Here is a 25298-nt window from a genome sequence, read left to right as displayed (position 1 = left end):
GCCGCCTGTCCGCGGCCGCCACGCCTGAAGGAGACCTCATGACCGACGCATCCGTCCCCTCCCCCGCGGAGATGGCGCCGCTGATCGACCACACCCTGCTCAAGCCCGACGCCGACGAGGCAGCCATCAGGAAGGTGGCGGCTGAGGCCCGCGAGCACGGCTTCGCCTCCGTCTGTGTGAACCCGCGCTGGGTTCCCCTGGTGGTCCACCTGCTGGAGGGCTCCCCGGTGAAGACCTGCACTGTGGTGGGCTTCCCGCTGGGCGCCACCACCACGATGTCCAAGGTGGCCGAGACCGCCGAGGCCGCTGAGACCGGGGCCGAGGAGATCGACATGGTCGTGGACATCGCCCTGGCCGGTGCCGGCAAGGAGGATGAGGTGGCCGCGCAGATCGAGGCCATCGCCGGCGTCGCGCATGACCGCGGTGCGATCCTGAAGGTCATCCTGGAGACCTCGCTGCTGAGCGAGGAGGCCAAGGAGCTGGTCTGCCGTGCGGCAGAGACAGCCGGCGCCGACTTCGTGAAGACCTCCACCGGTTTCGCCGGCGGCGGGGCCACAGTGGAGGACATCGCGCTGATGCACCGTGTGGTGGGCGGCCGGCTGGGCATCAAGGCCTCCGGCGGGGTGCGCACCTATGAGGATGCCGCCGCTGTGGTGGCGGCCGGGGCAACGCGCATCGGAGCCAGCTCCTCACTTGGTATCGTAGGAGACAACAGCACCCACGCTGGTCAGTCGGCCAGCACCGAATCTTCGTACTGAACAAAGGGGATCCCCAGCATGATCAGCAACGGCAAGGTCGCCGCCTACTCCGGCCAGGGCCGCTTCCTGCAGAACTTCATCGCTTTCCTCGTCGTCTTCGGCATGCTGCTGGGGTCGATCGCGGCCCTGATGTTCTGGGATCTGGACAACGTCTGGGTTCCCGGCCTGATCTTCATGGGCCTCTACGTGGGCGCCTTCCTGGTGGCCAAGGAGCTGATCGGCCGCTCGGACTCCCTGGATCAGCAGGACCTGCACGGCGAGCACGGTGAGCCGCTGGATGCCATGGAGTCCCGCGCCGCCGAGTCCAATGCCTCCATCAGCGAGCCCAAGGTCAGCGCCCAGCACTGAGCGACGGCCGCGCTGATTGCCTCAGAGACGGGGAGCAGCTCTTCGGAGCTGCTCCCCGTCTCTTTCTGCACCTGCCTCTTTGAGTCTCTGCCCGTGTCAGGCGTCCACCAGGGATTCCAGGGCCTCGCGGTCGGCCTGATCCAGACGCTGATCTTCCTCACCGGGGTGAACTCCATGGCCTCCCTCCCTAGCCCGCCACGCGCGGGATGGACTCCAGCAGCGAGGCCGTATAGGAGTGCTGCGGCTGGGCGAACAGCACGTCGGCGGGTCCACATTCGACGATCTGCCCGGCGTTCATCACCGCCACCGTGTCGCAGGCGTGGCGCACCACCTGCAGGTCGTGGGAGACGAAGAGCATAGTCAGGTCATAGTCCCGGACCAGGTCATCCAGCAGATTGAGCACCTGGGCACGCACGGAGACATCCAGCGCGGAGACCGCCTCATCGGCCATCAGGATCTTGGGACGGGTGATCAGCGCCCGGGCGATGGCGATGCGCTGGCGCTGTCCGCCGGAGAACTCATGCGGGCAGCGGTCCGCGGCCCGGCGGGGCAGCCCCACTTCCTCCAGCAGCGCCTCCACACGGCTCCGCCGCTCCTCACGCGAGGCTCCGCGCAGCGGCTCGGCCACCACATCTTCGATCCGCATCCGCGGGTCCAGCGAGCCCATGGGGTCCTGGAAGACGATCTGCACCGCCTCGCGCAGCCAGCGCAGCTGCCGTTCCTTCTTCCCCAGGATCTCCTGACCGCTCACCTCCACGGAACCTGAGGTGGCCTCGTCCAGACCGGTGAGGATGCGCAGCAGCGTGGACTTCCCGCAGCCGGACTCCCCCACGATCCCGAAGCGCTGTCCGGCCCGCACATCGAAGGAGACGCCGCGCAGCGCCTGGACCTGACGGCCTCCGCCGAAGAGCCCTGCGCGCCCATAGGTGCGGCGCACCTCGCGGACGGCCAACAGCGGCTCCGCGTCGGTCTGGTTGAAGATGGCCGCCTGATCGAAGGTCTGCGGCTCCTCTGAGGAGACCTCATGAGGCGCAGCTCCAGACGCCGGCCCGGCCTGCTCCTGCTGCGGTCCGGTCTGCTCCTGCTGCGGTCCGGTCTGCCCCAGACCGCTCTGCCCCGGCCCGCCCTGCTGCCGCCCCTCCTGGCCCACAGCGCCCACTGTCATCAGGCGCCCGGTCTGCTGGTCGGTCTCCAGGGCGGAGGCTGCGAGCAGTCCGCGGGTATAGGGGTGCTGAGGATCGCTGAAGACCGTCTGAAGTGGGCCGGACTCCACGATCCTGCCGTGGCGCATGATCAGGACCCGGTCGCAGATGGAGGCCACCACACCCAGGTCATGGGTGATGAACAGCAGCGAGGAACCGGCCTGACGGACCTGATCGCCCATCAGCTCCAGCACCTGCTTCTGCACGGTCACGTCCAGCGCGGTGGTGGGCTCATCGGCCAGCAGCAGATCGGGCTGATTCGCCATGGCCATGGCCAGCACGATGCGCTGGCGCTGTCCGCCGGAGAGCTCATGGGGGTAGGCCCGCTCGGCCCGTGCAGGGTCCGGGACCTTCACGCTGTCCAGCAGCTCCAGCACCTGGGTCTGCAGCGGCTGGCCCTTGACCCCCTGGTGGAGGCGGATGATCTCAGCGATCTGCTCCCCCACCCGCATCAGCGGGTTCAACGCGGTCATCGGTTCCTGAAAGACCATGGACATCCGGGATCCGCGGACAGAGGCCATCCGGCGCTCTGAGGCGCCGAGCAGCTCGCCCTCACCGTCCAGGCGCACGGATCCGGAGACCTTCAGGTTCTCCGGCAGCAGCCCCATGGCCGCCAGCAGGGTCAGTGACTTCCCGGAGCCGGATTCGCCGATCAGGCCCACGCGTTCGCCGCGGCCGATCTGCAGGTCGACGCCGTGGACCAGTCGGGTGCTGGAGGTGCCGATCTCCAGACCGGAGATCTCCAGCAGGCCTGCGCTGCTGTGCGCGTCGGCGTCGTTCATCGCCGCACCTCCATCCGTGGGTCGAAGCGGTCCCGCAAGCCGTCGCCCAACAGGTTGAAGCCCAGGATGGTGATGGCGATGGCCGCACCGGGCCAGAGGACCAGCAGCGGCTCCACCTGCAGCAACGACTGGCCCTCCTGGAGCATGCGCCCCCAGGAGGGAGTGGGCGGCGGTGTGCCCAGGCCCAGGAAGGACAGGGCGGCCTCAGCCAGCACGGCGATGGCGAATCCCACCGTGGCCTGGACGATCAGGATGCCGCGGATATTGGGCAGCACATGGCGCAGCGCCAGGTGCAGCGGCCCGCGTCCTGCCGCCCGTGCGGCCAGAGCGTACTCCTGGCTGAGCACCTGCAGCGTCCCGGAGCGGACCACACGGGCCACACCGGGTGAGGCGCCGATGCCCAGGGCCACCATGGCGGTGGCCGTGCTGCCGCCCCAGACGGCGGCCAGGATGATCGCCAGCAGCAGAGGCGGGAAGGCCTGGACGATGTCGTTCCAGCGCATCATCCAGATGCCGGCGCCACGGTCGGTGATGGCCGCCGCGATCCCGAAGGGCACCCCGATGACCAGAGAGATGACCACTGCCACCAGGCCCACCAGCAGCGGGATCTGGGCTCCGGCCAGCAGCATGGAGGCGATGTCCCGGCCCAGGCCGTCGGTGCCCAGCCGATGCTCTGCACTGGGGCCCTGGAGACGGTCCACGGCGGAGGTGGCAGTGGGGTCCTGCGGGGTCCAGACCAGCGAGACCAGGGCCATGAGCACCACCGTGCCCACCAGGATGCCGCCGGTCAGGATGAGTCCTCCCCCGGCGCAACGGCGGCGCGGCTGAGTCTGCTCGGCTGATTCGAGCTCTGCCTGTGCATCTCTGAGCTGGCTCATCGGGCGCTCCTCAGCCGGGGGTCGATGAGCGTCCGGGTGATGTCCACCAGCAGGTTCACCAGCAGCACCAGCACCACCACGCACATGACGATCCCCTGGACCTGGATCAGGTCACGGTTGTCCACCGCCCGCATCAGCAGCGAGCCCAGCCCCGGGATCACGAAGACCGTCTCGATGACCACGGCTCCGATCACCAGGGCGGAGAACTCCACCGAGGTCACGGTGACCACTGGGACCAGGGCGTTGCGCAGTCCGTGCCGGCGCAGCGCCGCTCCGGGCATCAGCCCCTTGGCCCGAGCGGTTCGCATGAAGTCATCGCGCATCACGTCCAGCACGGCCGCACGGGTGTAGCGGGAGAGGATGGCCCCGCGGACCAGTCCCAGGGCCAGGGCCGGCAGGGCCAACTGGCGCAGGAAGTCTCCGAAACCCTCCGCCGGTGCGGTCCAGCCGCCTGAAGGCATCCAGCCCAGGCCCACGGCGAAGATGCTGATCAGCAGCAGGCCGGCCAGGAAGTTCGGGATGGCTATACCGGCCTGGCTGACCGCCGAGAGCAGCACGCCGTCGGGCTTGTTCTGCCGCACCGCCGCCAGCGTGCCCAGCGGCAGCGCGATCAGCACGGCGATCAGGATCCCGGCGCCCACCAGGATCAGCGAGACCTGCAGGGCGTCGAAGACTTGGGGCGCCACCGGAGCCCGCGAGGAGTAGGAGATGCCCATATCCCCGGTGAGGAAGCCAGTGATCCAGTCGAAGTACTGCACCGGCAGCGGCCGGTCCAGGCCGTGCTCGGCGCGGAAGCTGGCGACGTCGGCGTCGGTGGCGTTCATCCCCAGCTGAGCCCGGGCCATGTCCCCGGGCAGCACGTTGAGCAGGGTGAAGACCACCAGGGAGGCCACCCACACGGTCAGGGCGAAGACCCCGATCCGGCGCAGGACGGTCATGGTCACATCAGCCCCCTTCCGCGGGGCGGCTGAACTCACGGCGGCGGTGCTCATGATCAGTGGTCCACGCTGATCCCGCTGAGGTTCATGCCCACGCCCAGGTCATCCTCGGGCAGGCCCTCGACGCCGTCGCGGGAGATCACGATGTTCGGCGAGTTGTACAGCCAGACCCCCGGCGCATCCTGGACCACCTGATCGGCCGCAGCCTCCATGGCGGAGGCGTAGTCGGCGTCGTCGGTGGCGGCGCGGGCCTCGGCGAAGTGCTCGGCGGCCTCTTCGGAGTCATAGCCCCAGTAGTAGTCCGGGTCGTCGTAGTTGATCATGTTCCGCGGCTCCACATGGCTGACCACGGTCAGGTCGTAGTCCTGGTTGGTCATCGTCTGCTCCACCCAGACCGCCGGGAACTCCTGGGTCTCCAGGTCCACACTGATGCCGATCTCGCCCAGATCGTCCTGGACCACCTGGGCGATGGCCTCGGCATAGGGCCGGTTGGGGAGGGTGAAGCGCAGGCTCAGATCCTCGACGCCGGCCTGCTCGAGCAGCTCCTCGGCGGCCTCAGGGTCATGGGGGCGCTCCTCGGAGTAGTCCTGGTAGTAGGAGTCGGTGGGAACGCTGGGTCCGCCCAGGATGGTGCCGTGGCCGGTGGTGGCGGCGGCCAGCACCGCCTCCTTGTCGATGGCCAGGGAGATCGCCTCGCGGACCTCCGGGTCGGAGAGCTCCTCGTGGTCGTTGCTCATGGCCAGCACCGCCACCGCCTGAGTGTCGCCGATGACCACGTCGAACTCGTCCTCCTCTTCGAAGGACTCCACCTGGTCATAGGCCTCGGCGCGCAGGATGGCGTCCACTCCCCCGGTGCGCAGGGCGTTGGCGGCCGCGGCGGCGTCCTCGTAGTAGACCAGGGAGGCGTCGGCCACCCCGGCGGGCTCACCCCAGTAGTCCTCGTGGCGGGCCAGGTCCATCTGCACCGCGTTCTCGTAGGACTCGAAGGTGAAGGGACCGGTGCCGTTGGCCTCTGAGGCCAGGTCGTCCACCGAGTCCGGGGCGAACATGGTGCCCAGCGGGCCGGCCAGCCAGTAGAGGGCGTCGTAGTCGGGCTCGGAGAGGACCACGGTGACCTCAGTGGGCGAGTCCACCTCCACCTGGTCGATGGCCGCGAGGTTGTCCGGTGTGTTGGCGGTCCATTCGTCGAGCCGCTCCAGGGAGAACTGCACGATCTCGGCGTCGAAGGGGGTGCCGTCGTGGAAGGTGACGTCCTCACGCAGGGTGAAGCTGTATTCAGTGCCGTCCTCGCTGATCTCCCAGGACTCGGCCAGCAGCGGCTCCACCTCGCCGTGCTCGTCCAGCTGGACCAGGCCCTCGTAGACGTTGCCCAGCAGCGCCTCGAAGATGGCCGCGCCGCCGCTGGTGGTGTAGTCCAGGTTGGCAGGGACGGCGGCCAGACCGATGGAGACCGAAGCGTCCTGCGCCGGTCCGGCGTCGTCTGCACCGTCCTCCGAACCGGCGGAGCAGGCGGTCAGGCCCAGCGCGGCCACGGCGAGCGCGGCGGCCAGACCATGTCGGTGCGGGGTCCTCATGGGTGGGTGTCCTTTCGGGAAGGGCGAGTGATGCAGGTTCTCACAGTAGCCCGGCCGATGGGGCGCGGTCGGCGTGGGGGCTGGCTGCGATCTGCACTCCCACGAGGCTCCCCTGCTCGGTGAATCCCCCGTTCACGCAGGCGGCAGGCTCTCCTGAGATGTTGTACACCACGCAGAATCCTATGTGGGCCGCGGGGTCCTGCACATCATGGGACGGCATGGGCCACTCTGCGGGGCGCACGACGCCGGCCACCTCCGGATCCTCCGGGATCCGGGCGTAGGCGGGTTTGAAGCCGCCCGCACCGCACCAGGCGGCGGAGCCCCTCCCCTCAGATCTCCTCCGCGGTGATGACCACGCGGCGGTTCTCCGCCCGGCCCTCCTCCGTGCTGTTGTCGGCCCGCGGGTGATCCATGCCGTAGCCTTCCACGGTCAGATCGGAGGTGTCGACGTCGGCGTGGCCCCCCATCCAGTCGGCCACGGCCTGGGCCCGATCCTCGGAGAGCTGCTGGTTATACTCCCCAGCCTCGTCGCCGTCCAGGTCATCCGGGTGCGGCTGGTCATCGGTATGACCTTCCACCGTGATCTCGACATCGCCGTCCAGAGCCTCGATCTCGGCGACGATGGCCTCCAGGTCGCTCTCAGCGCCGGAGAGGAGCTCCCACTCCATGGGATCGAAGAGCACATCACCCTCGGTGGTGTAGATGACCGAGTCATCGTCCTCGTAGTACTCGGTATGGTCGGCACCCTCGAGCTCGTAGCCCTCCAGGCCTTCCCCGTCGATGCCCACTCCGTCGACACCCTGACCATCGGTGCCGTAGCCGTCCATGCTGGTGCCCGGAACGCTTTCGCCGTCGCCGGGGTTCACCGAGCGGCGGTATTCGGAGCTGATGTATTCCGAGGACTGATAGATGGACGAGCGGTAGATGGAGGACCGGTAGACCGAGCTGATGTAGTCGCCATCCTCGGCATCCTCCTCGCTGGTCTGGCAGACCTCCTCCTGGAAGACGCCGTCGTGCTCCACCGCTGCGACCTCGATCTCCTCCTGGACCATCTCCTCCAGGACGGTGCCGTCGGGCAGCTCCACCTCGGGCAGAGTCCGCCCGGGGAGGGTGTAGCCGGGAACGAAGGAGCCGGAGATCTCCACAGCGGGCAGGCATGCCGAGGGTGCGGTGTACTCGATGGTGCAGCCGCCCTGGGCCACGCGCTCAGGGATGACGATGGCCGAAGAGCCGGGGATCTCCACCTCTTCGCCGTCGATCTCCACCGAGTCACTCGGAACGGCCTCGATCTCCTGCTCCTCGATCACCTCATCGTCCAGCCAGGTGACCGCGGCGTGCTCTGACTCCTCGGCCTCCTCGCAGACTTCGAAGGTGACCGGGTCATCGACCTCGGCATAGAGGACGTCGTCCTCGGCGGCCGAGGCAGGCTCAGTGGTGCCGGCCTCCTCGGGAGCCGCACTCTCGGCGTCGGCGGCTGTGCCCTCTGCCTGGACGTCCGAAGTCTGCTCCACCCCGGGGCTGTCCAGCGAGGCGCCGGACGCCGCGCCGGCGGGCTCAGCCTCTGTGGTGCAGGCCGCCAGCAGTCCGATCGAGAGGGCCGAACAGAGCACGAGACCTTTGTGACAGCGATGCGCAGGTGCGAATGACATGATTATCTCCTCCTGGGATGCCTGGTGTGGCGCGGCTGATATCACCAAGCTACCCAGGACGCCATGTTTGCACAAGCGAATCTAGCAAATTGCTTGGGAGAATCTCACTCGGCCGGGACGATCGCCTCTGCGGTCTGCCGAGGCCACCGCTTCACCCGGTTCGGCTATGCTCCCCACCATGATCGCCCCCACCGGCAGGCCATGGTTGGATGAGTTTGAGGCCACCGCCGAGCGCTTCAGAACCGTGATCGCAGCGGCTGCGGACGCCGACGCCCTCACCTCCTCTGTACCTTCCTGTCCTGACTGGGATCTGCAGGAGCTCACCGGCCATCTGGGAGAGACTCATCTGTGGGCCGCCGGCATCCTCGGCGGCGCCGATCCACGCGACCGACCACAGGAAGAGCCTGCGGGCGATGCTTCCTTGGCCGACTGGTACATCGGCACCGCTGAGCGGCTGCACAGAGCCCTGGCGAAGGCTGGGCCGGACATGCCCTGTTGGACCCTGATCAAGGATCAGCGCACCGCCCTGTTCTGGCAGCGCCGACAGGTCCACGAGACGATGATCCACCTCTGGGACGCCCAGCACGCACTGGGACAGCACACCGAGATCGATCCAGCACTGGCCCTGGACGGTGTGGCGGAGGTGGCCGAGGTCATGTACCCGCGCATGCTCCGGTCGGCGCGGACGGAACCGCTGCCCAAGAGCCTGAACCTCCTCGCCACGGACCTGGACGCTGGCCCGGTGATCATCGGGGACGCCGAACCGTCACTCCTGGTCCGTGCCCCCGCCGCAGAGCTGCTGCTGCTGGTGTGGCATCGCCTCCCCTGGAACCCCGCCTACGGCAGGGACGAGGCAGCACGACTGATCAGTCGATCCTTGGTTCCCTGACTCAGGTTCCAGCATTCTCAGATCACCCCGCCCCTTTCCCTTTTTCGGGCAGATTCCGGGAACTCAGCGGGGTGATCGCAGCTGCGGGGCTGCCAGGGCGCTGTCCGCATACTGCGGGTCCACGGCACGGAAGAACCTGCCGGTGACGCGGACGAAGCCGGCGCCGTCGTCGTCGGGCCTCACCTGAGGTTCCCGCCCCGGGTCGGGGCGGTCCGGAGAGGACGACGAAGGCGGCAGCTGCGGGGTCATCGCGGGCCCTCAGTCCGCCTTGGGCTCGAAGATGGCGGTCATGACCTGATCCAGCCACTTGAGCAGGTCGGCGTCGATGAGGTCCGTGCCCATGGCCCCACCCGAGGTCGGCTTGGGGATCAGGATCTGCTTCATCGACTGCTTGATCTGCGAGCCCGGGTACATCCGGTCCAGGCGCATCTCGCGGGACTCCGGCAGCTCCTCCATCGGGGCGAAACGGATGAACTTTCCCTGGGTGCCGATGTCATGGATCCCGACGGCGCGGGCCCGGTTGCGCAGGCGCGCCACCTGCACCAGGTTCTCCGCGGCCTCAGGCGGCTCGCCGTAGCGGTCCTTCCACTCGCCGAGCACCTCATCGATCTTGGCGTCCTCATCGGCGGCGGCCAGCTTGCGGTAGCCCTCCAGGCGCAGCCGCTCCCCCGGCACATAGTCGTGGGGCAGGTGGGCGTTGATCGGCAGCTCAATCTTGATCTCAGTGATGGTCTCCTCGGCATCGCCGCGGTAGTCCGCCACCGCCTCACCCACCATCCGCAGGTAGAGATCGAACCCGACGCCGGCGATATGCCCGGACTGCTCGCCGCCGAGCAGGTTGCCCGCACCACGGATCTCCAGATCCTTCTGAGCCAGCTGCAGGCCGGCGCCGAGCTCGTTGTTCGCCGCCACCGCCTTGAGCCGCTCCAGAGCGTCCTCCCCCAGCGGCTTCTCCGAGGGGTAGAGGAAATAGGCGTAAGCGCGCTCGCGCGAGCGCCCCACACGTCCACGCAGCTGATGCAGCTGGGAGAGACCATAGGTGGAGGCACGGTCCACGATCAGCGTATTGGCGTTGGAGATGTCCAGGCCCGTCTCGATGATGGTGGTGGAGACCAGCACGTCGAACTTCTTCTCCCAGAAGTCCTGGACGATCTGCTCCAGCCGAGCCTCACCCATCTGACCGTGAGCGACCTCCACCCGGGCCTCGGGCACCAGCTCGCGGATAGTGGCGGCCATCCGGTCGATGGAGGAGACCCGGTTGTGGACCACGAACACCTGGCCCTCCCGCATGAGCTCCCGGCGGATGGCCGCCGAGACCTGTTTATCGGTGTAGGGACCCACATAGGTCAGCACCGGATGCCGCTCCTCCGGCGGGGTGGCCAGCGTGGAGGTCTCCCGGATACCCGCCATGGACATCTCCAGAGTGCGCGGGATGGGCGTGGCGGACATGGCCAGCACATCCACATTGGTGCGCATCTTCTTCAGCTGCTCCTTATGCTCGACGCCGAAGCGCTGCTCCTCGTCGATGACCACCAGGCCCAGGTCTTTGAACTGAACCTCCTGGGAGAGCAGCCGGTGGGTGCCGATCACCACGTCGATGCTGCCGTCCTTCAGACCGGCGGTGACCTCGCGGGACTCCTTGGCCGTCTGGAAGCGTGAGAGCGCCCGCACAGTCACTGGGAAGCCGGCGTAGCGTTCGGTGAAGGTCTCCAGATGCTGGGACACCAGCAGCGTGGTCGGGCAGAGCACGGCCACCTGCTTGCCGTCCTGGACCGCCTTGAAGGCCGCGCGGATGGCTATCTCGGTCTTGCCGAAGCCGACGTCGCCGGAGACCAGCCGATCCATGGGGATCTCCCGCTGCATATCCTGCTTCACCTCGTCCATGGTGGTCAGCTGGTCCGGGGTCTCCACATAGGGGAAGGCGTCCTCCAGCTCGGACTGCCAGGGGGTGTCCTCCGCGTAGGCGTGCCCGCGGGAGGCCATGCGCGCCGCGTAGAGCCGGATGAGCTCCCCGGCGATCTCCTTGACCGCCTTCTTGGCCTTCTTCTTGGTCTGAGCCCAGTCCGAACCGCCCATCTTCGACAGGCTGGGGGCATCGCCGCCCACGTACTGGCTGACCTGGTCCAGCTGATCGGTGGGCACCATCAGCCGATCCTTGGGACCGTTGCGCTTGGAGGCCGCGTATTCGAGCACCAGGTACTCACGCACACCTGCGGTGCCTGCCTTCACCGCCTGGGGCGAGCCCACCTTGCGCTGGACCAGTTCGATGAACTGGCCGATGCCGTGCTGCTCGTGGACGACATAGTCGCCCTTCTTCAGCGCCAGTGGGTCCACGGCATTGCGACGACGCCGAGCCGGCACCTTCTTGCCCCGGGAGCTGTCCTGGCGGATCGAGCGGCCCAGCATCTCGGATTCGGTGAGCAGGGCCAGCTTCAACGAGTCCACGGCGAAGCCTTGGGAGAGGTTCGCGGTGGTGATGGTGATCTTCCCGGGCGCGGGGGCGGCGTCGAGGGTCTCCACCAGCTGGTCCGGGACGCCGTGCTCCTGGAGGAGCTCGTGGACGCGCTGGGCGGAGCCGCCCCCGGCGGTGGTGACCACCACGGACCAGGAGTCCTTGGCCCGGCCCTCGAGGAACTCCATGACCTGTTCCACACTGCCGCGGTAGCCGATGGGCTCGCGGGACTCCACCGAGACGATGTCGGCGTCCTGTTCCAGCCCGCCGCCTGCGGTCTCAGGATCCAGGCCCAGCGAGGTGATGGACCACCAGCCCGCACCGTGCTGCAGGGATGCCTCACGGGTCTCGGCCAAGGAGGCGAAGGCACCGGCGGCGATGCCCTCCTTCTCCGTGGCGGAGACGTCCAGAGGTGCCGCGCCGCCGTCGGGGGCTGCGGACCAGGCTGCGGCCAGGAACTCCTCGTTGGTGACCTCCAGATCATGGGCGCGGCCGCGGGTGCGCTCGGGCTCCACCACCAGGGTCAGCGAGCCCTCAGGCAGCTCCTGGACGAAGGGGACCATCTTCTCCACCAGCACCGGAGCCAGGGACTCCATCCCCTCGGCGGCGATGCCGTCGGCGATCTTGCTCAACAGGTCCTGGGCGTGGGGCATCTGCGGGAGCAGCTCTTTGGCCTTGGCCTGGACGGCATCGGTGATCAGCAGCTCGCGGCAGGGGGCGGCGTCGAGGGTTGTGGGATGCTCGGATCCCTCCTCCACCTCGATGGAGCGCTGGTCCGCCACGGAGAACCAGCGAATCTGCTCGACCTCGTCGCCGAAGAACTCCACGCGCAGCGGGTGGGGCTCTGTGGGCGGGAAGACGTCCAGGATGCCGCCGCGCACGGCGAACTCGCCGCGGCGGGTGACCATGTCCACCCGCGAATAGGCGGCATCGGAGAGGGCCTGGACCACCACGTCGAAGTCACGTTCCTCCCCCACGGTCAGGCGCACCGGGGCCAGGTCTCCCAACCCGGCCACGATGGGCTGGACCACGGCGCGCACCGGGGCGACCACCACGTCGAGGACTCCGGCCTCCTCCGGGTGGGCCAGCTGACGCAGCACGCCCAGGCGGCGTCCCACTGTGTCCGAGCGCGGGGAGAGCCGCTCATGCGGCAGGGTCTCCCAGGAGGGGAAGTGCCCCACGCGGGCCTCTGGCGCGTAGCACTCCAGGGAGGTGGCCAGATCATCGGCCTCGCGGTCGGTGGCGGTGACCGCCAGGACCACGCCGTGGGAGCTGTGCGAGCGGATGTTCTGAGCGATCTCGGCGACTACGGCCGGGCGCAGACCTGTGGTGGCCGCGATCTGCAGCTCCTCAGTGCGCTCAGCGGCCGGATGTGAGGCCGCCGAGGAGATCCTCGCGCAGGAGGAGTTCGCCGCCAGTGCGGTGCGCAGACCGGAGAGTGCCATAGGTGAAGGACGCCTCGTTCTTCGTCAGAGATTCCTCGCCAGAGGAGTGGATCAGGGATGTCAGGTCAGCTGTGAGAAGGATACTCGGGCTCGGTGCCGTTGCGCCGCCCGCGGCGCAGTCTCAGCTCCTGGATCACTGTGGCGGAGACCCAGACGGCGGTCACCGGCAGGACGAACCACAGCATGGCTGCGCTGAACGGATCCAGCGCGCCGTGCTCCGAGGCGGCCAGCACCAGGTAGACCACATAGGCCACGTAGAGGCCCACCAGCAGGAAGCCCTCCCAGCGGGCGATGAGCTGGCCGGTGAAGGCCAGCGGCAGCAGCACCAGTGCCGCGGCCACCATGACGGGCATGTCGAAGACGATGGCCGCACGGTCCACGCCGATCCCCGCCGGGGAGACCACAGCTGTCACACCCAGCACGGCACCGATGTTGAAGATGTTGGATCCCACCAGGTTGCCCACGGCCATGTCACGCTCGCCGCGCAGGGCGGCGATCACGCTGGTGGCCAGCTCCGGCAGGGAGGTGCCGATGGCCACGATGGTCAGGCCCACGATGAGCTCACTGATGCCCAGTGCGGTGGCGATGTCAGTGGCGCCGGCCACCAGCATCTGGGCGCCACCCACCAGCAGCCCGACGCCGACCAGCACGAAGACCAGGTCAGTGATCACCGAGCGCCGCTTGGTAGCGCGCAGCGTCTGCATGAGGCGGCTGCCGGCGTCGTCGTCATCAACTCCCTCCACCACGATCTCCGGGTCCCTGCCTTCGGCCTGCTGGCGGCGGGCATAGGTGATGACGGCGACCAGATAGAGCAGCAGCAGGACCAGCAGCGCCACACCGTCCAGAGTGCTGATGCGGCCGTCGATGGCCAGCAGCAGAGCCAGGATGGACAGGCCGATCATGACCGGGATGTCGGCGCGGATCAGCTGCCGGCGGACCATCAGTGCGCCGAAGACAGCGGTCAGGCCCAGCACGAAGAGGATGTTGGCGATGTTGCTGCCCACCACATTGCCCATGGCCAGGCCGGGCGAGCCACTCAGGGCGGCGCCGGTGCTCACGGCCAGCTCGGGTGCGCTGGTGGCGAAGGAGACCACGGTCAGGCCCACGATCAGCGAGGACAGGCCCACGGTCCTGCCCAGGGAGGATGCACCTCGGACCAGGGCTTCGCCGCCTCCTACGAGGAGCACGAATCCACCGATCAGCAGCAGAAGACTCAACACGCTCACCGGCCCGAGTCTACCGCCCGGATCTGACTCTGCCCTGACCTGGACCCTCGGCGTAGGATGATCGCGTACTCTGCAGCTGGAAACGCCTGACCACCACAGATCGGAGAATTCCCGTGGCGCTTGAGAAAGAGACCGTGATCACACACGACGTCAGTGAGATCATCACCGCCTACACCTCCAAGGCCTTCCACGAGCACCTGGCCTCCAAGGTGGGATCCGAGCTGCGCAGCTTTGAGGTCAAGGGCACCCCCGACGGCGGCTGCGAGGTCGTCTCCCAGCAGGCCATGTCGGTGGACAAGCTGCCGGAGATCGCCAAGAAGGTCGTCAAGGGCGAGGTCCAGGTGACTGTGGACGAGAAGTGGTCCCCGGCCGATGAGGGCGGATCCCGCCGCTCGGATATGACCGTGAAGATCCAGGGCGCCCCGATCACCGCCGAGGCCTCCCAGAACCTGCATGCCCGCGACGGCGAGACCCTCTCCACTGTCCGCGGCGACATCACGGTGAAGATCCCGCTGATCGGCAATAAGGTGAAGTCCGCCGCCGAGCCGTATATGCGCAAGTTCGTGGAGCTTCAGGCCCGCGAGGTTTCCAAGTGGATCGAGAAGAACGGCTGAGCCGACTCCTCCCCACCGGCTTACTCGTCGAGTGGTATCCCTGGGTGGACAGCGGTGCGCTGTCCCCACTCAGGGGTGCCACTTGATGTGTATCTGGAGCCTGAACGACCCGGAGGCTCAGACCGCGTGGATCGTGTTCTGCGCCGCGGTGAGCCCTTCGAAGATGGTCAGCTCCACCGCATCGGCGGCCTGAGCGACGAAGCCGGGCAGCTCCTCGCGCTCCGTGGAGGAGAAGCGCTGCAGCACATAATCGGCGGTGTCCATGCGTCCAGCCGGCCGGGAGATGCCCGCGCGGACCCGGATGTAGTCCTTATCCCCCTTCAGGTGCTGGGTGATGGACTTAAGCCCGTTGTGCCCGCCCTCTGAGCCGCCGCGCTTGATCTTGATGCGGCCGAAGTCGAGGTCCAGCTCATCGTGGACGACGATCAGGTTCTCCGCGGGGACGCCGAAATAGTCCATGAGCCCACGCGTGGGCTTGCCGGAGACGTTCATATAGCCCTCAGAGACGGCGAAGACAGCTTTGGGCCCTCCGGGGCCCAACCGGGCGGCCACAGCCTGAGCGCCGATCTTGGTGCGGGTGTACTTGGCGTTCATCCGGCCCAGCAGCTCATCGAGGACCATATGTCCGATGTTGTGCCGGGTGCCTTCGTACTTGCTGCCCGGGTTTCCCAGGCCCATGACCAACCAGCTGCCGGTGGAGGATGTCTCTGTCGCCATAGCCTCAACCCTATCGCCCGCAGACATGAAGAGACCCGGCGGCCGCTTCTGCGGCACACCGGGTCCCTTCGAGGCCAGCGAGCGTCAGGCTCAGCGAGTGAGGATCACTCCTCGGAGTCGCCCTCCTCGGAGGACTCCTCTGCCTCCTCGGACTCCTCGCCCTCGGCCGCTGCCCCTTCGGTCTCCTCGCCCTCGGCGTCCTCTTCCTCGCCCAGGTCCTGCTCCTGCGGCTCGTAGATGGTGACGATCGGGGACTCCATGTCGTCCAGCTGCAGAGTGGAGCCGGCCGGGATCTGGAGGTGCTCGGGCAGAGCGTTCTCGTCGCGGTCGGTGATGTCGATGGTGACGTTCTCCGGCAGGGCGGTGGCCTCTGCCTCGACCGGAACGCTGACCTGGTCCAGCAGGTACTCGTAGCCGGCCGCGGGCTCACCGACGACCTCCACCGGGACGTCGACGACGACCTTCTCGCCCTTGCGCACGGCGAGCAGGTCGAGGTGGTCCACGGAGCGGTAGATGGCGTCGCGCTGGATGTCCTGGGGCAGGACCAGCTGCTCCTCGCCCTCGATGTCCAGGGTGATCAGAGCGTTGGGGTTACGCACTGCCAGGGTGGTCTCGTGGTTCGGCAGCAGGATGTGGCGCGGCTCATCGCCGTGGCCGTAGATGACGGCGGGAATCAGGCCGGCGCGGCGAGCCTTGCGGGCTGCACCCTTGCCGAATTCGGTGCGGTGCTCAACAGAGATGACGATCTTGTCGCTCATGATGTTCCTTCGTTGGTCGGGTCGATACCCCAGGGACCAGCGAGAAGTGAAGTCCAGGCCTTGCCGCTCAGAATCCGCGTCAAGGAGAACCTGGTTTTCGCCTCGTCGATCACGGAGTCGCCGAGATCCTCATCAGATCACTGCGCTCCCTCGCCTGGGCACAGCTGTTCACTATACCAGGTGATCGGCCAGCCGACCCAGGGCGGCCGGGCCCACCAGATCCCCGGCCAGCAGCGGCAGTGTGTCCACCGCAGTTCCGGGCAGCTGCTGACGCAGCGTGGCCAGGTGATTCAGCTCCTGCTCACGCCGCGAGGCGAGAAACTCACCCTGGTCCGCCGGTGACATCCGGTTGACCACACAGCCGGCGACCTCGACGCCGCTCTCGCTCAGCTGGGCGTGCAGCTCCACCGACTCCAGCACCGGCAGCCGCTCAGGGGTCAGCACGATGACGAAGCCGCAGCGGCCGGCATCGGTGAGCAGCGCACGCAGGCCCTCGAAACGGTTCTTCCGGCGGGTCAGGATCTGGCGGATGCGCCGGTCCCGGTTGGCTCCGGAGCTGGATTCGGGGTCATCATCACCATCCAGAGCACGCACTGCGGCCCCGAACCTCTCCGCCTTGCTGCGCCGGTTCAGCAGCCCCTCGGTCCAGGCTGTCATCGTCTCCGGCAGCGCCATGAGCCGGGCGGTATGCCCGGAGGGTGCGGTGTCGAAGACCACCAGGTCATAGTCATCCAGAGCAGTCTCCAACAGCAGGGCGATCCGCTCCAACAGCGCCGATTCATGGGTCCCGGGCGATTGGGCGGCCAGGGCCAGGTGCTGATCCACCTGCCGGTGCAGATGCTCAGGCATGAAGTCCCGCAGGCTGCGCCCCACCTCCTCGAGGTGGGTGCTGATCGTGGCCTGCGGGTCGATCTCCACACCGTCGAGGAGACCGGCCTGTCCGGCGTCGGGTGCGACGTCGGGCTGCCAGAGGGCGACCGTCTGATCTCCCACGGCGCGCTCCCAGAGGTGGCCCAGATTATGGGCCGGGTCGGTGGAGACCACCAGCACCGTACGGCCCTGCCGGGCCTGGTGCAGCGCCGCGGCCGAGGCCGTGGCCGTCTTCCCGACGCCGCCCTTGCCGCCGATGAACAGCACCCTGCGGGAGGCGGCCAGGTCGAGAAGCATGAAGGAGCCTCCGGGGACGACGGCGGACGGGTCAGACCGAGTCTAGGACACCTCTGCGGTGGCCTGCGGTGGTCGCAAGCGCCGGCCGCGCTCAGCCGGAACGGCTCCGCTGGAACTCCGTACCCTTCTGCAGATACCAGGCCAGCACCTCGGGGTCGCTGGCGGCCTCACGATCGATGCTCTCCGGGGCCCTGCCCTGGAAGACCTTCTTCACCGGAACCTCCATGAGTTTGCCGGTGCGGGTGCGCGGGACGTCCGGGGCCGCGATGATCTCATCGGGCACATACCGCGCAGAGAGCTCGCGGCGGATGTCCAGGATGATGGCATCGCGCAGCGTGCAGTCCACATGGACGCCCTCCTGGGGCACCACGAACAGGGGCATGTGATAGCCGCCGCCGGGCAGCTCCACACCGATGACCATGGAGGCCTGGACGCCGGGGACCTCGTCCACGATCTGGCAGATGTCGGCCGAGCCCATGCGGATCCCGCCCCGGTTGATCGTGGCATCGGAGCGCCCGTGGATGATGAAATGCCGTTCAGGCAGCTGGGTGACCCAGTCCCCCTGGCGCCAGACACCCTCGAAGCTGTCGAAGTAGGTCTCCCGGCAGCGCGTCATCTCCGGGTCGTTCCAGAGCATGATCGGCATCGAGGGCATGGGCTCGGTGACCACCAGCTCCCCCACCTCGCCGGTGACGGGGCGGCCGACGTCGTCGTAGGTGTCTGCGGCCACCCCCAGATAGGGGCTGATCAGCTCGCCCTTCCATACCGGGTCGAAGGGGTTGGAGCCGATGAAGCCCGAGGAGATGTCGGTGCCGCCGGAGTCTGAGCCCAGCCGCAGGTCGGCGGAGATGTGCTCATAGACCCAGTCCCAGGTGGTGTCCGGCAGCGGGGAGCCGGAGGACAGGATGGTGCGCAGCGCGGAGAAGTCATGCTGCTCAGCCGGCCGCGCCCCGGACTTCTCGATCATCGCCAGCACGGCCGCACCGGTTCCGTAGAGGGTGGCCCGCTCCCGGGAGACGATCTCCAGCTGGCGGTCCGCTGCCCCGTAGGCGGGGGCGCCGTCGTAGGTGATGACAGTGGCGCCCAGGGCCAGGGATTCCACCATCAGGTTCCACATGACCCAGGTGGTGGCCGCGCTGAAGTAGATGCGGTCACCGGAGCGGACGTCGTACTGCAGACCGTTGGATTTGAACTGCTCCAGCACGATCCCGCCGTGGGAGTGCACGATCCCCTTGGGCCGTCCCGTGGTGCCCGAGGAGTAGAGGATCCACAGCGGCTCGTTGAACTCCACCCGGGTGAATTCGGGCGTCTTCGGCTCGGCGACGATCTGCGAGTAGAGCCGGCTGTGCCCGGTGAGCCGACCAGCGGGGATCTCACCGGACGTGTGCTTATGCGCAGTGGTCTGCTCCTGGTCCACCAGGATGTGGTGTTCCACGGTGGGCAGTGCCTCCAGCAGCTCCTCCAGGGAGCCCAGCTGGTTCCGCGCCCTTCCGTTGAACTGATAGCTGTCCACGGTGATCAGCACTGTGGGCTCGATCTGGGCGAAGCGGTCACGGATGCCGGTGGCGCCGAAGTCGGTGTTCACCACTGACCACACCGCCCCGATACTGGTGGTGGCCAGCAGAGCCACGGCCGTCTGCGGGATGTTGGGCAGCACCGCACTGACACGATCACCTGGCCCGACGCCGAACTCCTTCAGCTGAGCGGCCAGCGCACCCACCTGCCCAGCCAACTCGTCCCAGGTCAGTGAGTCCCGCCAGCTCTGATCCTCATGCAGGCCGACCAGGGCCTCCTGGTCGCCCAGGGTGCCGCCGCAGACGGTGGCATGGCGCAGCGTGTTCTCCGCGTAGTTGATCTGTGCTCCAGAGAACCAGCGCACCCCAGGCATCTGCCCCTGGCGCACGGGACCGTCGCCGCGGTCGCCGCGGACCTCGAAGAACTCCCAGACGGTGTCCCAGAACTGGTCCAGGTTCTCGATGGACCAGTCCCAGAGCTCCAGATAGTCCCCAGTGGAGACCCCGTGCTCCTCCGCCAGCCACTGCTGATAGCGGTGCAGCACCGAGTCCTGCACCCGCTGCGGGCTGGGGGTCCAGAGCTTCTGCCGGCCGGGCTGGGGCTGGCTGGTCGGCGTCGGGCAGTCCTGAACGTCATTGTTCTGGGGCATCGAGAGTGCGCTCATGCCGCCAGTGAATCACGTGATCGCGGCCACATCCAGAGAGTCTCCCATGGAGTGGCAACAGGGTTTTCGGCAGACGTGTCAGGAGCCGCTGCCGTCCACCACCGAGACCTCCAGGCGCTCCTGGATCTCTGCCACGCTGAGCCCGTAGGCCTCGCGCAGGACCACGTGGGACTCCTCACCCTCGCGCTGGATCAGGAAGACCCCGTGATCGGTGTAGACCCGGGTGACGCAGCCCAGTCCGGTGGCCGGGTAGGACAGCTCGGGGACGATCTTGGGACTGCCGTCCTTGGCGAAGAGGCTCATCATCACGAAGACGTCTTTGGCGCCGATGGCCAGGTCCATCGCACCACCCACGGCCGGGATGGCCCCGGGTGCGCCGGTGGACCAGTTGGCCAGGTCTCCGGCGGCCGAGACCTGGAATGCGCCCAGGACGCAGACGTCCAGGTGCCCGCCGCGCATCATGGCGAAGGAGTCGGCGTGGTGGAAGTAGCTGGCTCCAGCCTGTTCGGTCACCGGGATCTTGCCGGCGTTGATGAGGTCGCCGTCGATCTCATCCTCCGCCGCGGCCGGCCCCATGCCCAGCATGCCGTTCTCGGTGTGGAGGGTGACCCCCTGCTCGTCGGTCAGATGGTCGGAGACCTTGGTGGGCTGGCCGATACCGAGGTTCACGTAGGATCCGGGGGCGATGTCTGCGGCCACCAGGCGGGCCAGCTGGTCGCGGTCCAGAACGTCGTTCATCGCAGGCGTCCTTCCTTCTGAGCGGCCTCTCCGGAGGCGGTGGAGACCTGAGTGATCACATCGACGTAGATGCCCGGGGTGATGATGTTCTCCGGGTCGAGGTCCCCGGCGGGCAGGATCTGCTCCACCTGGGCCACGGTGCGGTGCGCGGCGGCCGCCATGACCGGCCCGAAGTTCCGGGCGGTCTTGCGGTAGATCAGATTGCCCTGCTCATCGGCTGCCAGCCCCTTGATCAGTGCGACATCGCCGCGCAGCGGGTGCTCCAGCACGTAGTTGCGGCCATCGATGGTGCGGGTCTCCTTGCCCTCGGCCAGCGTGGTGCCATAGCCGGTGGGGGTGAAGAAGGCCCCGATGCCGGCCCCTGCGGCGCGCAGCCGCTCGGCCAGGTTGCCCTGAGGGACCAGCTCCAGCTCGATCTCTCCGCCGCGGTAGGCCTCGTCGAAGTGCCAGGAGTCGGACTGGCGCGGGAAGGAGCAGATCACTTTGGCGACCCTGCGCTCCTTGACCAACAGGGCCAGACCGGCGTCGCCTTGTCCTGCGTTGTTGCTGACCACGGTCAGATCGGTGGCCCCGGAGTCCAGCAGGGCGTCGATGAGCTCATGGGCCTGGCCGGCGTTGCCGAAGCCACCCATCAGCACGGTGGCGCCGTCGCCGATCCCGGCCACGGCCTCCGTGGTGCTCGGTGCAATCTCTACAGCCATGATCTTCCTTTCTCTCAGGCCGCGTTCTCGAGGACGACGGACAGGCCCTGGCCGACGCCGATGCAGAGGGTGGCCACGCCCCAGCGGGCACCGCTGACCTCCATACGGCGGGCCAGTGTGGCCAGCACGCGGGTGCCGGAGGCACCCAGTGGGTGGCCGATGGCGATGGCTCCGCCCCATGCGTTGAGGATGGCCGGGTCGATGTCCCAGGCATCCAGGCAGGCCAGGGACTGGGCGGCGAAGGCCTCGTTGAGCTCCACCGCCTCCACGTCCTGCCAGGTGATGCCGGCGTGCTTGAGCGCCTTGGCGCTGGCCTCCACCGGCGCGTAGCCGAAGTACTGGGGCTCATTGGCCGCGGCACCCCATCCGGCGATGCGCGCCTGAGGGGTCAGGCCGAGCTTCTGCCCGCCGACCTCGGAGCCCAGCCAGACGGCGGAGGCACCGTCGTTCATAGGTGAGGCGTTGCCTGCGGTGACAGTGCCGTCCTGCTTGCGGAAGACAGTCTTGAGCCCGGCGAGCTTCTCTGTGGTCACGCCTTCGCGGATGGTCTCGTCGCGGCTGAGCTCCACCTCGGGCACGGGCACGATCAGATCGTCATAGTGCCCCTTCTCCCAGGCGGCGGCGGCCTTCTCATGGGAGACGGCGGCGAACTCGTCTTGGCGCTCACGGGTGATGCCGTGCTTCTCACGCAGCTGCTCGGTGGCCTCGCCCAGGGAAACGGTCCACTCGGCGGGCATGCGGTCATTGATCAGCCGCCAGCCCAGTGTGGAGTTGGCCAGCTGGAGATTCTGCATGGGGAACGGGCGCTCGGTCTTGGGCAGGATCCAGGGTGCCCGGGACATGGATTCCACACCGCCGGCGAGCACCACGTCGGTCTCTCCCAGCGAGATCTGGCGGGTTCCGCCGATGGCGGCGTCCAGGGAGGAGCCGCAGAGCCGATTGACGGTGGTGGCCGGGACGCTGACGGGGAGTCCGGCCAGAAGCCAGGCCATGCGGGCCACGTTGCGATTCTCCTCGCCGGCGCCGTTGGCGTTGCCGAAGATGACCTCACCCACCGTCTCGGCCGCGTTCTCGGGGCTGAGTCCGGGGGCGCGCTCCACGGCGGCACTGATGACTGTCTCGGCCAGATCATCCGGACGAGTGCCGGCCAGCGCTCCCCCGACCTTTCCGAAAGGGGTCCGCACACCGTCGTAGACGAACACGTCCTGCATGGTCTTCTCCTATCTGCCCACTCCTGATTTGTGCGCTATGCAAACATCCGTGCGCTATACGTTCACATCATAGCCCCACCATCAGCGTTCAGCCAGATTCAGCGGCGACCATTCCTCCCGAATGAGAGAGCCGCCGGAGATGGACCTGCTCAGGAGGCGGTGGGGAGCACCAGCCGGTCCACTTCGCGGCCCAGCGAGTGCACCAGCTCCTCCACCGAGGCCGCCGAGGCCTTCAGCGCAGGCAGCACGCGCCCCACCGATTCCTGCAACGGCTCGCGCCCGGCCGACATGGAGGTGTTCAGCGCAAGAACTGTGCGCCCCTCCGCATCATGGACCGGCACTGCCACCGAGCGCAGACCGAGCTCCAGCTCCTCATCCACCACGGCGTGGCCGGCTTCTCGGGCGCGGGTGACCTCCTCGGCCAGGCGCGCAGGGTCGGTGAGTGTGTGCTCGGTCAGCTGCGGTCGGTCCATCCGCTCCAGCCGCCGGCCCAGCTCCTGACCCTCCAGTCCGGCCAGCAGGACTCTGCCCATGGAGGTGGCGAAGGCGGGCAGCCGGGTGCCCAGGCCGAGGTCGATCCGCATGATCCGTCGGGTATGCACGCGGCAGACGTACATGACGTCGTCCTCGGCGAGGATGGCCGCTGAGCAGGACTCCCCCACGGAGGCCGAGAGGCTGTCCACCCAGGGGCGCAGCAGCTCATGCCAACCGCGCCCGGACCAGTACCCGCGGCCCAGTCCGAGGACCTTGGGGGTGAGCTCGAAATGGCGGCCGTCGCTGTGGGCATAGCCGAGGCTGTCCAGGGTCAGCAGCATGCGCCGCGCCGTGGCCCGACTGACCCCGCTGCGCTGCGCCACCTCGGAGACGGTCAGCCGCGGCTCCAGCGGGGTGAAGCTCTCCAAAACGCTCAGCCCCGTGGCCAGCGAACGGACGAATTCATTGCGTCCGATGCCGGCGTCGACTCCCTCAACAGCGTGGTCCTCCATATCCGCGAGTGTACCGACCTGCGCGAGGCGGTCGGGGCAGATCCCCGCGATCGCGCCGATCCGAGGCCGGAGGCTCACCATATCCAGCTAATGTAATGTTTGGTACATTGCACGCATGCGTACCTCCATCGCCACTGTCTGCCTCTCCGGAAGCCTCACCGCCAAACTGCATGCCTGCGCCGAGGCAGGCTTCGACGGCGTGGAGATCATGGACACCGACCTGCTCGTCTCCTATGAGTCTCCGGAGGAGATCCGTACCCTCTGCGAGCGCCTGGGTCTGAGCATCGACCTCTTCCAGCCCTTCCGCGACTTCGAAGGTGTGGAGGAGGAGCCGCTGCAGGACAACCTGCGACGGGCCGAGGAGAAGTTCCAGCTGATGCGGCGCCTGGGCGCGGACACCGTGCTGGTCTGCAGCAACGCCGGCACCGCCACCGTGGACGATGACGCCCGCGTGGCCGAGCAGCTGGGCAGACTGGCCGACCTGGCCGCCGGCTACGACATCCGGATCGCCTATGAGGCCTTGGCCTGGGGCCGGTTCGTCAACGACTACCGGCATGCCTGGAAGCTGGTGGAGATGGCCGACCGCCCCAATCTGGGCACCTGCCTGGACAGCTTCCACATCCTGGCCCGCGGACACGACCCCTCCGCCATCGAGCAGATCCCCGGGGAGAAGATCTACTTCCTACAGCTGGCCGATGCCCCGCAGCTGGATATGGACGTCCTCTCCTGGAGCCGCCACCACCGCCTCTTCCCTGGCGAGGGCTCCTTCGACCTGACGGCCTTCCTGACCCACGTGCTGCGCGCCGGATACCGCGGCCCGCTGTCCCTGGAGGTCTTCAACGACACCTTCCGCCAGACTGATGTGGTCAGCACCGCCGCCCACGCCCGCCGCTCGCTGACCTGGCTGGCCGACCGCACCGCTGCGGCCAACAGCTGGGAGACCGACCGCCTGGAAGATCCGCAGCCGCTGCAGGATGTGGACTTCGTGGAGATCAGCGGGAACTCTCTGGACGATGTGGACGAGATGCTCGCTCAGCTGGGCTTCACCTTCGGCGGCAAGCACCGCAGCAAGCCCGTGCGGCTGTGGTCCCTGGGCGAGTCCCGGATCATCCTCAACGAGCAGAGCCGCGAGGACAGCCCACGGCTCTCCGCTGTGGGGGTTCGCGTGGACAGCGCCGAACAGGCGGCCCGCCGCGGCGCCGCGTTGGGGGCCCCGGCAGTGTTCCGCCGCACCTACGCCGGGGAGCATGTGCTGCATCCGGTGGCGGCACCGGACGGGACGGTGGTCTATTGGAACGACCAGCCCCCGGAGGGCACCTGGATCCGCGAGTTCGAGGGCGGCGACGCCGAAAGTTTCGACGGCTCGGGGCGCTCCGGGTCCCGCGCGGCCTGTGTGGACCACATCAACCTCTCCTACCGCTGGCATGAGTTCGAGGAGGCGGTGCTGTTCTTCCACAGCGTGCTGGGCCTCTCCTCGCAGGACGCCCAGGACGTGCCGGGCCCGCAGGGTCTGGTGCGCAGCCAGGTGATGCGCAGCACCGACGGAGCGGTGAGACTCCCGCTGAACCTCGCTCCCCCGACCGCGCCGATGCCGGCGCGCCATGTGGCCGTGGGCTGCACCGGGATCGTGGAGCTCGCCCGGGCCGCTCGGCGTCGGGGTCTCCAGTTCCTGAAGGTGCCGGACAACTACTACGCCGATCTTCGTGCGAAGTTCGGGCTGCAGGAGAACTTCCTGACGGAGCTTCAGGAGCTGGACCTGCTCTATGACCGCAGCGACTCTGGCGAGTTCATCCACTTCTACACGCCCACTTTGGGCGACGTGTTCCTGGAGATGGTGGAGCGGATCGGCGACTACGACGGCTACGGCGCCCCGAACGCCCCCGTCCGCCTCGCCGCCCAGCGCAGCTGACCCCCGAGTTGTGTGGGCACTTTCAGATGCTCTGAGCGCCCGACGCCGGCTGAGAACGTCTCAAAGTGCCCACACAACCGGGATGCCGAGCTCAACCACTCGCCGCCCCATGCCCCGGCCACACCGCCTCACACCGGCCCCTGCGCCAGCTCGCGGGCCTGCCGGAGCACCCACCTC

Annotated in this window: 21 protein-coding genes; 5 read left to right on the top strand and 16 right to left on the bottom strand. The window is 67.9% G+C overall.

Annotated elements, in window-relative coordinates; genetic code table 11:
* The first annotated feature begins 38 nt into the window (after positions 1–38).
* Both deoC and IEW85_RS06140 read left to right on the top strand, forming a co-directional pair.
* Positions 39–758 carry a deoxyribose-phosphate aldolase gene (deoC, locus tag IEW85_RS06145; protein ID WP_188683770.1) on the top strand — a complete coding sequence of 240 codons (720 nt, stop codon included), beginning with the start codon at positions 39–41 and terminating at the stop codon, positions 756–758.
* An 18-nt stretch (positions 759–776) separates the two neighbouring features.
* Positions 777–1106, top strand: coding sequence for a hypothetical protein (locus tag IEW85_RS06140; protein WP_188683768.1), 330 nt, complete (start codon positions 777–779; stop codon positions 1104–1106).
* A gap of 187 nt (positions 1107–1293) precedes the next feature.
* On the opposite strand, the gene IEW85_RS06135 is transcribed toward IEW85_RS06140, so the two are convergent.
* From IEW85_RS06135 to IEW85_RS06115, 5 genes are all read right to left on the bottom strand, one after another.
* Positions 1294–3090, bottom strand: coding sequence for a dipeptide ABC transporter ATP-binding protein (locus IEW85_RS06135; protein ID WP_188683766.1), 1797 nt, complete (start codon positions 3088–3090; stop codon positions 1294–1296).
* On the bottom strand, positions 3087–3968 hold the full coding sequence (locus tag IEW85_RS06130; RefSeq protein ID WP_188683764.1) for an ABC transporter permease: 882 nt from the start codon (positions 3966–3968) through the stop codon (positions 3087–3089). Before IEW85_RS06130 ends, IEW85_RS06135 begins: the two co-directional genes overlap by 4 nt.
* Complete coding sequence (locus tag IEW85_RS06125) at positions 3965–4960, bottom strand: ABC transporter permease (RefSeq protein WP_444543780.1); 996 nt, start codon at positions 4958–4960, stop codon at positions 3965–3967. The genes IEW85_RS06130 and IEW85_RS06125 overlap by 4 nt, the downstream gene beginning before the upstream one ends.
* Before the next feature lie 2 nt (positions 4961–4962).
* Entirely contained in the window at positions 4963–6480 is a 1518-nt protein-coding gene (locus tag IEW85_RS06120) for an ABC transporter substrate-binding protein (protein WP_188683762.1), read from the bottom strand.
* 329 nt (positions 6481–6809) lie between these two features.
* Entirely contained in the window at positions 6810–8129 is a 1320-nt protein-coding gene (locus IEW85_RS06115) for an OmpA family protein (RefSeq protein WP_188683760.1), read from the bottom strand.
* 178 nt (positions 8130–8307) lie between these two features.
* Here IEW85_RS06115 and IEW85_RS06110 point away from each other — a divergent pair, with 178 nt between their 5' ends.
* Positions 8308–9018 (top strand): maleylpyruvate isomerase family mycothiol-dependent enzyme, encoded by a 711-nt coding sequence (locus tag IEW85_RS06110; protein ID WP_188683758.1) that lies wholly within the window; start codon positions 8308–8310, stop codon positions 9016–9018.
* A gap of 63 nt (positions 9019–9081) precedes the next feature.
* On the opposite strand, the gene IEW85_RS06105 is transcribed toward IEW85_RS06110, so the two are convergent.
* From IEW85_RS06105 to IEW85_RS06095, 3 genes are all read right to left on the bottom strand, one after another.
* Positions 9082–9267 (bottom strand): hypothetical protein, encoded by a 186-nt coding sequence (locus IEW85_RS06105; protein WP_188683757.1) that lies wholly within the window; start codon positions 9265–9267, stop codon positions 9082–9084.
* Positions 9268–9276: 9 nt separating this feature from the next.
* Positions 9277–12915, bottom strand: coding sequence for a transcription-repair coupling factor (gene mfd, locus IEW85_RS06100; RefSeq protein ID WP_188683756.1), 3639 nt, complete (start codon positions 12913–12915; stop codon positions 9277–9279).
* Between the two features lie 65 nt (positions 12916–12980).
* Entirely contained in the window at positions 12981–14141 is a 1161-nt protein-coding gene (locus IEW85_RS06095) for a calcium/sodium antiporter (protein ID WP_188683755.1), read from the bottom strand.
* 113 nt (positions 14142–14254) lie between these two features.
* On the opposite strand from IEW85_RS06095, the gene IEW85_RS06090 reads away from it, so the two are divergent.
* Complete coding sequence (locus tag IEW85_RS06090; RefSeq protein ID WP_188683754.1) at positions 14255–14755, top strand: DUF2505 domain-containing protein; 501 nt, start codon at positions 14255–14257, stop codon at positions 14753–14755.
* A 117-nt stretch (positions 14756–14872) separates the two neighbouring features.
* On the opposite strand, the gene pth is transcribed toward IEW85_RS06090, so the two are convergent.
* From pth to IEW85_RS06050, 8 genes are all read right to left on the bottom strand, one after another.
* Entirely contained in the window at positions 14873–15472 is a 600-nt protein-coding gene (gene pth, locus IEW85_RS06085) for an aminoacyl-tRNA hydrolase (protein ID WP_188683753.1), read from the bottom strand.
* Between the two features lie 104 nt (positions 15473–15576).
* A complete protein-coding gene (locus tag IEW85_RS06080) occupies positions 15577–16230 on the bottom strand; it encodes a 50S ribosomal protein L25/general stress protein Ctc (protein WP_188683751.1) in 654 nt (217 codons plus the stop codon).
* 171 nt (positions 16231–16401) lie between these two features.
* On the bottom strand, positions 16402–17397 hold the full coding sequence (locus IEW85_RS06075; RefSeq protein WP_188683750.1) for an ArsA family ATPase: 996 nt from the start codon (positions 17395–17397) through the stop codon (positions 16402–16404).
* A 91-nt stretch (positions 17398–17488) separates the two neighbouring features.
* Positions 17489–19576, bottom strand: coding sequence for an acetoacetate--CoA ligase (locus IEW85_RS06070; RefSeq protein ID WP_229658842.1), 2088 nt, complete (start codon positions 19574–19576; stop codon positions 17489–17491).
* Between the two features lie 78 nt (positions 19577–19654).
* Positions 19655–20314 carry a 3-oxoacid CoA-transferase subunit B gene (locus tag IEW85_RS06065; RefSeq protein ID WP_188683749.1) on the bottom strand — a complete coding sequence of 220 codons (660 nt, stop codon included), beginning with the start codon at positions 20312–20314 and terminating at the stop codon, positions 19655–19657.
* Positions 20311–21015, bottom strand: coding sequence for a 3-oxoacid CoA-transferase subunit A (locus IEW85_RS06060; protein ID WP_188683748.1), 705 nt, complete (start codon positions 21013–21015; stop codon positions 20311–20313). Before IEW85_RS06060 ends, IEW85_RS06065 begins: the two co-directional genes overlap by 4 nt.
* Before the next feature lie 14 nt (positions 21016–21029).
* Complete coding sequence (locus IEW85_RS06055) at positions 21030–22226, bottom strand: thiolase family protein (RefSeq protein WP_188683747.1); 1197 nt, start codon at positions 22224–22226, stop codon at positions 21030–21032.
* 149 nt (positions 22227–22375) lie between these two features.
* Positions 22376–23212, bottom strand: a complete 837-nt coding sequence (locus IEW85_RS06050; protein WP_188683746.1) for an IclR family transcriptional regulator domain-containing protein — start codon at positions 23210–23212, stop codon at positions 22376–22378.
* A 115-nt stretch (positions 23213–23327) separates the two neighbouring features.
* Here IEW85_RS06050 and IEW85_RS06045 point away from each other — a divergent pair, with 115 nt between their 5' ends.
* Entirely contained in the window at positions 23328–25121 is a 1794-nt protein-coding gene (locus tag IEW85_RS06045) for a sugar phosphate isomerase/epimerase and 4-hydroxyphenylpyruvate domain-containing protein (RefSeq protein WP_188683745.1), read from the top strand.
* Positions 25122–25298 lie beyond the last annotated feature (177 nt).

The organism is Nesterenkonia cremea (genome assembly GCF_014642675.1).
GTDB lineage: Bacteria > Actinomycetota > Actinomycetes > Actinomycetales > Micrococcaceae > Nesterenkonia > Nesterenkonia cremea.
This window is presented reverse-complemented; position numbering and strand designations above follow the sequence as displayed.